The sequence below is a fragment of the Brevundimonas sp. genome (genome assembly GCF_016463485.1).
In the GTDB taxonomy this organism is placed as follows: domain Bacteria; phylum Pseudomonadota; class Alphaproteobacteria; order Caulobacterales; family Caulobacteraceae; genus Brevundimonas.
In genome coordinates this window covers 1-1,680 of the sequence record NZ_JAEMRD010000137.1, presented here as the reverse complement: position 1 = coordinate 1,680, position 1,680 = coordinate 1, and the positions used below count along the sequence as shown (strand labels likewise).

2 protein-coding genes are annotated in these 1,680 nt (G+C 65.9%); both read left to right on the top strand.

Features of this window, described 5'->3' with window-relative positions:
- Nucleotides 1-755, top strand: a 755-nt coding sequence (locus JHC99_RS15355) for a YDG domain-containing protein (RefSeq protein WP_292155320.1), incomplete at its 5' end; no start/stop codon positions are given.
- Between the two features lie 298 nt (nucleotides 756-1,053).
- Nucleotides 1,054-1,680: MarR family transcriptional regulator (locus JHC99_RS15350; RefSeq protein ID WP_292155318.1), on the top strand; the 627-nt coding region annotated here is incomplete at its 3' end.

Here is a 1,680-nt window from a genome sequence, read left to right as displayed (position 1 = left end):
CGGTGACGGTGAGCGGCGTCGGTCTGACGGGGGCGGATGCGGGCAACTACACCGTGACCATCCCCGCTACGGCCCTGGCCGACATCCTTCAGCGTGCGATCACCGCCAATGTGTCTGCGTCTAACAAGACCTATGACGGCACGACGGCGGCCGCGGGAACGGTGACATTGAACGGCGTGCTCGGCGGTGACAGCGTCGGCGCCACCGCCGGATCCTTCGCCTTCACCGACGCCAACGCCGGAACCGGCAAGACGGTGACGGTCAGCGGCGTCGGCCTGACCGGCGCCGATGCTGGCAACTATACTCTCACCGTGCCCGCATCGACTCTTGCGACCATCCTTCGACGGTCGATCACCGTGTCCGCCGACGCGGTTTCCAAAACCCAGGGCGCGCCGGATCCCGCGCTAACCTACGCCGTCACTACCGGCAGTCTTGTAACCGGCGATGCGCTGACCGGCGCGCTTACACGGTCCCCAGGCGAGGCGCCAGGCGCCTACGCCATCACCCAGGGAAGCCTTGCGGCCTCGGCGAACTACCAACTCACCTTCATCGGCAACAGCTTGACGATCACGGCGGTCCCGGTCGCTCCGACCACGCAAACAGCGACCGTTCAGGAAATCCAGGGTCTCGTCGCCTATCTCGCCTCGTATGAGACGCCAGGCAGCCGCGAGGGTGCATTGAGTGTCGTAGACGAGCGCGGCGACTGCAATGGCGACCGGGGGACAAGCGACTGCGCGATTGACCCAACACGCTGACCCTGACCGCTGAAGGGTATCCAGGTTCTGCGGGATGCCTAGTCTGTTATTTTTATAGCGTCTCATGAGCGGCGCCTGTGGTGACACCGTCATGTTGCGCGGCCTTGCGGTGGCGGCTTTAACCTGGGACAGGGTCTTGCCGATCGCCCATCATTCAAGCGTGGCCGGGCTTTTCCCACGACAGCCTTAACTTGGTCCGACATGTCTGTTGACGATTACATACCCCGCCCACTCGGGAAAATCCTTATTGCGTGCAGGGTACTTGGGTGAAACTGTCAGGCTAAGGAGGAAACCTGACATGCACGACGGCGCCCGACTCGCCGCGCCAGAAAATCGACCCCTCGGCTGTGGCGATCCTGCGACCTGCGCAGGTCACCGCCCGGACGCGAACTGCGGCCACGGCGGCAAGGGCGACGCCGGCAACACCCTGGGGCTGACGGTTGCGATCCTGGCGCGGCGGTGGGCCGCCCACCTGGACGAGGTTTTGGCCGAAGCCGGCTTCGGCGTCGGCCAGTTGGCCGTGCTGACGCTGTTGCAGAACCGGCCTGCCGGCCTGACCCAGCGCGAGGCCGCCGACCTTTTGGCTGTGTCAGAGGCGGTCATGTCCACCCGCACGGCCGCCCTGCTGTCGGCGGGGTTGGTGAGCCGTCAGACCCTGATCGGCGACCGACGGGCGCATCTTTTGCAGATCACCCCCGAGGGACGGGCGGCCCATGAGGTCTGGTCTAAGTGCCTGTCCTGCGTTCAGGAGCGGATTCTCGAGTCCGTCTCCGCCGAAGACTTGGCCGTGACCCAGAGAACGCTCGAAAAGATCGGCGCGGCGGTCGAACGGCTGTCTGAGCAGGAGGGGCGCAAGCTCAAGCCCGCCCCGCGTCGACGCCCGCCCGCTGCGCGACACCGCCGAGCTGGCCGAGATCGTGCGCGA